The sequence below is a fragment of the Oribacterium sp. genome, from assembly GCF_057249185.1.
In genome coordinates this window covers 1-7,907 of record NZ_DBHIGR010000100.1, presented here as the reverse complement: position 1 = coordinate 7,907, position 7,907 = coordinate 1, and the positions used below count along the sequence as shown (strand labels likewise).

Sequence of the window (7,907 nt, the reverse complement as noted above, 5' to 3'; positions counted from 1 at the left end):
CTAGCTTTAAAGGAACCACTACGGAAGTAGGTGGAGAATTCACCTTAATGACAGAGGATAAGGAGTACTTAAAGGCGATTACCGGAATTACCGTGGATGGACAGAGTGCAAACCTTCTGAACAGCTACAATAAGCCGGTAGAAATTAAGCCTGAGGAAGGAACCATCCTGGTGCATCGTTCCGCATTTAACTTCTTCAATACTCCGGAGCTTTCTACTCATACCCTTCGTATCAGTGCAGGAAGCAAGTACAGAGATGTGGAGCTTAAGTTACAGTTCAAGGAGAAGGCGGATAATCTGCAATTTACTGTAGAGGGAGAGGCATTTACCGAGAAGGATGTGGTACTTTCCTTAGGAACTTCCGAGGAAGCGAAGAATGCTTTAAAGAGCTTTGCGGGCATTCAGCTAAAGGCGCCAAACAGCTCAGAATTAAGAACCCTTTTAGATGCTATGGCAGGAGGAAAGTCCGGAAACGATTACTATGTTCTGGATACGGAGAAAGGTACCATTACCTTAAAGGCAGGCCTTTTCAAAGAAGCAGGAGAATATCAGTACTTTGTCAAGCTTTCAAACAGAACAAAGAACCTTTCCGGAAAGATTGATGTGAAGGAAAATGCAGACACCCCCACCAATCCGGACGAAAATGCCAATACAGAGGGACATCCTGAAACAGCAAGCTTTGAGGCAGTTAATGAGAAGGATAAGGACAAGAGCTATAGAACTCTTAGCTTTACCGGCTTAAAGAGAGATGAGCTTCATGCTTACCTGAACAATATTGAAGCGATTAGAGTAAACGGAGAAGACTATACCGAGGCTATTAATTCTCTTAGAATCCGAGAGAAGCAGTATATTGCAATCAGCTCCAAGGGAGACGGCTATCAAGATACCCTTCGTTTAGATAAGACTTCCTTGGTAGAGGGAGAGAATAAGATTGTTATCGAGTTAAAGGATAAGACTAAGAAGATTTTCAAGGTCAATCTTTCTTCCGATAAGAATAATGCTTCCAATACGGAGAATGGTAATGTTTCCGCACTGAAAGCAAAAGAAATCAGTATGGTGAAAAGCTTCTATGGCAATGTAGAAAGCTTTGCAGTTCTTTTCGAAGGGGATTCCAAAGAAGTACAGGCAAAGCTGGATCAGATTGAAAGTGTAAGCCTGAACGGAAATGCTTTGGATAAGGCCAGTGCATTTGCAGGAGGTTTTGGAAGCTTCCCGGAAAATTCCTATGCAGTGAAGAATATTGTGGGAGCATACGGCGCAACACCAAGTCTTCAGCTTTCCGCAAGTTCTGTACAGGAAGGCACTAACCGTTTGCTAGTGAAGTTTACAGACGGAAAGACTCTTAGTCTAAACTTTGACCATAACGGAAAGATTGTGGAAGAAGCAGCAGTAGAGGAAAAGGAATTAGTTATTGCCTCTATTAAAAAGACAAAAAAAATTCTGTTCGGCTCCATGTTGGAAGTGAAGTTCAAGGATATGGACCAGAAGGCTATGGCTGATTTTGAGAAAACAGTACAGTCTGTAAGCTTAAACGGAAAGAGCCTGAACAAGGAAATTCATAGCGGATCCAAGGAAGGAAGCTATCACTTTGCTTTGATTACCGATGCTTATAGCGGCGTAGACCATCTGATCCTTTCCCCGGAGGATGCTAAGGAGAAGGTAAATACCCTTGTTATTGAGGCAGAGGGCTATAAGAGCCTTACGGTAAAGTTTGACCAGGATGGTAATATTCTGGAGGACGAAGCGGAGGAGGCAGCAAAGGATAATCACTTGGAAGTAGTGGAAAAAAGAGAATCCAGAAACGGCGCGAAGTACTTTGCTTTAAGCTTCCCGGGGATGAGTGAAGAAGAGGCAGCAGCTTATCTTGCAAAGCTTTCCAAGGTGACTGTAAATGAAACAGTTTATTCTTTAACTTCTACTCCCTACCGTTTATACGAAAAGCAGTATTTTGTGGATAAGAAGGACAAGAATTCTACCCTTAATGCAGCTCTTGCCTTAACCCAGGCCGATGCTGTAAAGATTGGGGAAAATGAAGTAGTACTGGAAACAAAGGATGGCGAGTCTCAGAGCTATCTCTTTACGGTAGAAGCCTTGACTCCACCTGCGTTTGAGGAAGCAGATCAGCAAAGTAGAGGAGAAGTAGATATTTCCTTTACCGGAAAAGTGGCGGATATCAACGCTTACTTAAAAAGAGAACAGCTTACTGTTACTGTAAATGGTAAGAAGCTGGAACTTCAGGGATACCGAGACCATTTGCAGTATGCTCCTGCTAGTGGAGCTATTGAGTATAGCTATGTTGACAAACGTAATCATTTCTTTATCGGAAAGGATGCCCTACAGGCCGGAGAGAACACCGTTACCATCAGTTCTTCGGATTACAAGGAACAAAGCTTCAGCTTTACTTATGAGAAGTAAGTTCCAGAGATTGTAAGAGCAAATCCACCTGTAACAGAAAAGTATTTTAATGAAAAGGTTAGGAAAGAAGCAGAGATTCTTTAGCTTCTTCTCCTAGCCTTTTTTCTTTCTTTGCCTTAATATAAAGAAGATAAGCCATGCTGTTTAAAAGCAGTTTTATGTACGTTTTTATTGAGAAAGAGTGGTAAAGAAGCTATGGGAAAGAGACCAAGAATCAAATTAACGGTTACCGATAGAAGAGGAAAGATGGGCTGTCATAGAGGGCATCATATAGGCCAGACCTTTGACTTTGATACGGAGCGGGGAGAAATTTGTCCTATGGCTATGCACTGCGCCTTTCCCTATATTGATATTTTACGCTATGGGGGAAAGATTCCCGGACAAGAAGAAGGAACAGCAGAGTTTTGCTGTTCCGATGCGGATACCATTATGGTGTTTAAGGCGGAAATTGTAGAGGATGAATCCTGATTGCCATCGTAGAAAAATGGTAGGTCGAGGCAATTCTACAGGAAATCCGTAGATCCAAGCAGTTCCATCAGCCTAATGAAAGTCTGAGAAGAAAGTACTCTTAATCTTTAAAAGACAAAGCCGTACTTATGGAGAAGCTTCTTCGCCATTTCACAATCCTCTCCGGTATAGAAGGAGATTTGCAGGGCTCCTTCTCCTCTTTCCCGGTTATGATTAATACCAAGATTACGGATGCTGACCATGTTGGAAGCCAGAATGGTGGAGATAATGGAAATGGCTCCCGGATGATCCTGCACATGAAGAGAAATTGCATATTCGCTATGAATCAGTCCCTGGGCGGAGCTGTCCATGGAATTCCGGTACTCTCCGGATTCTCGGAAGAGCTCTGCAATACTCTGGGGCTCTTCTTTTTCTATGGAAGCTTTGATTTCCTCCAGCAAATTTTGGTAATGGGCAATCATTTGAAGAATCGGTTCCTTATTACTGAGGCATATTTGCTGCCACATAATCGGAGAAGAGGAGGCGATACGGCTAATGTCTTTAAAGCCTCCGGCGGCCAGCTTTTTCATGGTCCCCTTCTCATCCTCTTCCTTCAAAAGCTTCACAAGGCTTGCGGCAATCAGGTGGGGGAGGTGGCTTACACAGGCTACAGCCTTATCATGCTCCTCCGGACTCATCACAAAGGGAATACTGCCAATAGAAGAGAGGAAGTGCTTCATTTTCTCGATAGACTCTGTGGGAAAGCCCTGCCCCGGAGTCAGGAGATAATAAGCATTTTCCAAAAGGAGGGAGTCGGAGGCCTTGTATCCGGAAGATTCCGAGCCTGCCATAGGGTGTCCGCCGCAAAATCTTGAAGAAAGTCCTAAAGCTTTTGCTTCCTCCATAATGGATCTTTTGGTGGAACCCACGTCTGTAAGCAAAGTATGAGAAGAAAGCTTAGGTGCCAGTTCCCGTAAGAATTTTCGGTTCCATTCCACCGGAGTGCATAAAAAGAGAAGCTCCGTATCCGCAGGAATTTCTTCAATACTTTGCAGTCCTCTTTCTATAATTCCTTCCGAAATAGCCATCTCTACGGAATGTTGATCCTTCTCCAGCACGGAAATCCTTGCCTTAGGATAAGTTTTTTTGATGGCTTTCGCAATGGAGCCCCCGATCAAACCCAAGCCAATCAATGTGAAATTCTTCCATTCCATAGCGAAATCCCCCTTACTTAAACCAATATTTTCAAATTATACAGGAAAATGCCGGAGAAGGAAAGAAAGGGGAAGGTTTAAAAGAAGTCGTGAAAAGGAAAATTAGAGATAAAAGAAATACTATGTTCCCGATTATATAAAAAACAGAGGCACAGCCCCAGCATCTCTAAGCCTGGTCTTACCCGCAACCTCTGTCATTGGAGGCAATTTAGCACAATTTAAAAGGGATGTCAATGATAAGCTACTCTTTCGATAGATAAAAACAATAAATTCTACGACCTATTCAGAACTTCAATCCTAGAATGGCATGAAGCATGATAAGATAAAACTACCATCAAAATAACTGAAAAGGAGTATCCTATTATGCGAAAATTTAGGAAATCATTACAAGGAAGACTCATCTTGGTACTAAACTTGCTATTGCTTGTTTTTCTTTTCTGTTTCCAAGGAAGCTTTTATTCCTATGCTGCAAATGTTACGGACAAAGAGAAAGCTACAGCTTCTGAACTGGACAAGGAAGAGTTCCCTTGGGTTAGTAGCGACTTCACCTATGGAGAGATTGAAAAGAAAATCATTTCCAAGAACAGCTACTACGGCATTACCGGATTGTCTGCGTCAGGAAAAAAGAAATTGCAGAATAATAAATATCTGGTGCTTCCGGCCTATCAGGAAGAAGGCGGAGAAGAGAAGGCTGTAGAAGGCGTGGGAAGAGAAGCATTTCAGGGACTTGGGCTTACCGGTCTTAAAATTCAACTGGCCGAAGGGGTAAAGGAATATATTATTGATGATGGAGCATTTTCGGAAAATGAAATTTCTGAATTGGAACTTCCTGAAGGGGTTAAATATATTGAGGCCTTTGCTTTTAAGGATAATCAAATCGGCAGTTTAGAGCTGCCAAAGACTTTGGTGAAATGTGGAAATGAAAGTTTTGCCAAGAATAAGATTCATAGCCTGACTATTTCACCCAAGGTAAAGCTTTTACAGTTGGACTCCTTTAGCTTTGCCTATAATGAAATAACGGAATTAAAGCTGCCTTATAGCGTATTTAAGCTTTTGCAAAATGTTTTCTATAAGCAAAATATTGGAGAGAATAAGGTGCAGATCAGCACAAGAAATCCTAAGCATTTGCAGGCTTCCACCTATATTGTAGCAAAGAGTGATTTTCATGAAATTCATTTGGAAGCAGAAAGCGAAGCTCTACTCCCTTTAAATGATTTACTGCAAAAGGCTTATGCCGTTAAAGAGGATGAGCTGACTAAAGGTTGGGAAGCTTTGCAGGAAGCTATAGGAAAGGCAGAGAGGTTGTTGCAGGAGGAAGCTCCGGAAGAAAATGCGATTCAAGCAGCGGTTGAAAGCTTGAAGAAGAGTCTGGCAGAGTTGGAGCGGAATCCTTATTCTGTAAATGTTTTGGAGGAAAAACTGAAAGAAGCAAGACTAAAGAAGCAGGAAAGATATGAGGAAAATTCTTTCCGTGTCTTTTCCGAGGAAAGAAATAAGGCGGAAGAGCTTCTTCAGAAAATTAAGAGATTCAGTAAGGACTCTTCGGAAGAGGGAAGAGAGAGAAGAAAAGCAGCAGAAGCGGAGATTCAGGAATGTCTGGAAAACTTGGAAAAAGCAGGTCTTTCCTTACAGGAAAATCCTGACGCTCTATATCAGAAGACGGACTTCCTATATGAGGGGACTAAGATTTTAGGATTTTCCGAGTCAGGAAAGAAAAAGGCGGAATACAATAAAGACTTGGTTCTTCCAGCTGAAAATCCGGCAGGAGAAGCGATTACGGAAATCGGGGATAAAGCATTTCTCTATACCGGAAAGGATTACATTTTAAAAACAGATATAGGCTATTCCCCCAATGGGCTTCGGAGCGTTGTGATTCCTGATACCGTAACAAAAATCGGAAATAATGCTTTTCAAAACAATGCCCTTTCTCATGTTAAGCTACCTTCTCATTTAGAACATATCGGGGATTTGGCCTTTAACGGAAATGTACTGGAGGAAGCTATTTTACCGGATTCTTTGCATAGCTTTGGGGTGGGAACATTTTCCCTGAATCGTATTCGGAAGGTTCGCTTTCCGGAAAAAATGGAAGTGGTTCCCAAGGGAATTTTTTCCAGAAATATTCAGCTTGAAGAGGTAGAACTTCCGAGAACAGTAAAAATCATTGAGGACTCCGCTTTTGTAGGATGCCCCATTCAAGAAATCACTCTGCCGGAGGGACTGGAGGAAATCGGTTCGAAAGCCTTTCTTTCCCATAGAATCAGAAACCTGTGGATTCCTTCTTCTGTAAAGAAAATCGGAAGTCAGGCCTTTGCCAACAATAAAAAATTCCGAACACTTCGACAGATTTATCTGGAAGAAGGGGTGGAAGAAATCGGAAACAATGCCTTTAAGAGTGCTTTGGTAGAAGAACTTTATATTCCTAAGAGCCTGAAAAAATTAGACCAAACTGCCTTTAATGACAATATGAATGAGGAAAAAGAACTCGTCACGACAAAGATTTATACTGCTTTAGAGGAACAAAGCCGGGCCTTCCAAGGAAGGAAACTAGAACTTCTTCTCTTAAATGAGGAAGACTGGGAAAAGGGAAGACAGGAAGTTAAGGAAAAACTGGAAAAAGAGCAGGAAACTAAGGAAAAGCAGGAAGAGAAAAAGGAAGATCAAGGAAACGAGGATAAAGGCAAAGGGGAGAAGCAAGAAGCAAAACAAGAGGGAAAGAAGGAAAATCAAGGGACAAAGCAAGAGGAAAAACAAGAAGGAAAGAAAAATGAAGAATCTCCGAAAACACAGGAGGAAAATAGTCAAGTCTCCGGCGGAAAAGCAGAGAATTCCCGCTCAAATCAAAGTATCGGTTCTGTGAGAGATAACAGAAGAAATTCCGCTACAGAGCAAGGAAAGCTAAAGAAAGGTGCCGTACTGGGTGAGCAAAGACATCGTAGCTTCTCTACCGCGGATAATCATATCTGGCAGAAGAAAGGCGAATTTTGGTATTTTATTCCTAAGGGAGAAGAAGCCTTGAAAGATGATTGGGCGAAGATTGATGGCCGCTGGTATCATTTTTCTAAAACCGGAGAGATGGAAAAGGGATGGATTTTGGATCAAGGAAGATATTATTATCTTGCCGGAGACGGAGGAATGCTTTCTTGGCAGTGGCATCTGGAGCAAGGAAAGTGGTACTTCTTGGGAGAAGATGGCGGTATGCTTGCAAATCAGTGGCTTTTTAAGGGAGGAAAGTGGTATTTTCTTAGTCCGGATGGAAGCTATAATACAAACATCAGTGCATAAAGAGGTGATTTGGAAAGGAGCTAAGATATGAGATGCGGTTCTTGTGGCGGTGCCATGTTAGAAGGACTTACTACGGATGTAACCGACGTGGGAGATATGGTTATTATTCGGAATGTTCCATGCTTTAAATGTACTGAGTGTAATGATATTTTTTATACAGCCACGGTACTAGAGCGATTAGAAGGAATTATAGAGGAGGCAAAGCGCTATATACAAGAAATTGCAGTAATTGATTTCAGTAAGGCGGCATAATAAGCCTTTTTTGTGGAAAATATGATATTTGTAATATGAAAATAGACATGATGATTGCGTAACAAATTTCGTGACAAAATTATGCATGTTCTAGAGAAAATCTATCGTTTCCGAAAGATAACGCAACAAGAAAAAAATAGCTAAAAACATGAAAAAAGCACGTTTCTAAGCCAATCCACAAGGGTTTAAACTTTAAAACGTGCTTTAAATTTTCCAATAAAAAATCGAGGTGACAAGATTCGAACTTGCGACCCCCTGGTCCCAAACCAGGTGCTCTACCAAACTGAGCCACACCTCG

Annotated in this window: 5 protein-coding genes and 1 tRNA gene; 4 read left to right on the top strand and 2 right to left on the bottom strand. The window is 41.8% G+C overall.

What is annotated here, in order from left to right:
* Together ACO4PX_RS06685 and ACO4PX_RS06680 are read left to right on the top strand one after the other, a co-directional pair.
* Positions 1-2,414, top strand: a 2,414-nt coding sequence (locus ACO4PX_RS06685) for a hemoblobin-interacting domain-containing protein (RefSeq protein ID WP_485572055.1), incomplete at its 5' end; no start/stop codon positions are given.
* Between the two features lie 195 nt (positions 2,415-2,609).
* Positions 2,610-2,882, top strand: coding sequence for a TIGR04076 family protein (locus ACO4PX_RS06680; protein WP_448974067.1), 273 nt, complete (start codon positions 2,610-2,612; stop codon positions 2,880-2,882).
* A gap of 107 nt (positions 2,883-2,989) precedes the next feature.
* Here the strand turns inward: ACO4PX_RS06680 and ACO4PX_RS06675 are convergent, their stop codons facing one another.
* A complete protein-coding gene (locus ACO4PX_RS06675; protein ID WP_485572054.1) occupies positions 2,990-4,075 on the bottom strand; it encodes a prephenate dehydrogenase/arogenate dehydrogenase family protein in 1,086 nt (361 codons plus the stop codon).
* Positions 4,076-4,477: 402 nt separating this feature from the next.
* Here ACO4PX_RS06675 and ACO4PX_RS06670 point away from each other — a divergent pair, with 402 nt between their 5' ends.
* Positions 4,478-7,357, top strand: coding sequence for a leucine-rich repeat protein (locus ACO4PX_RS06670; RefSeq protein WP_485572053.1), 2,880 nt, complete (start codon positions 4,478-4,480; stop codon positions 7,355-7,357).
* 27 nt (positions 7,358-7,384) lie between these two features.
* Entirely contained in the window at positions 7,385-7,609 is a 225-nt protein-coding gene (locus tag ACO4PX_RS06665) for a YgiT-type zinc finger protein (RefSeq protein ID WP_485572052.1), read from the top strand.
* A 224-nt stretch (positions 7,610-7,833) separates the two neighbouring features.
* Here ACO4PX_RS06665 and ACO4PX_RS06660 read toward each other — a convergent pair.
* A tRNA-Pro gene (locus ACO4PX_RS06660) sits at positions 7,834-7,907 on the bottom strand.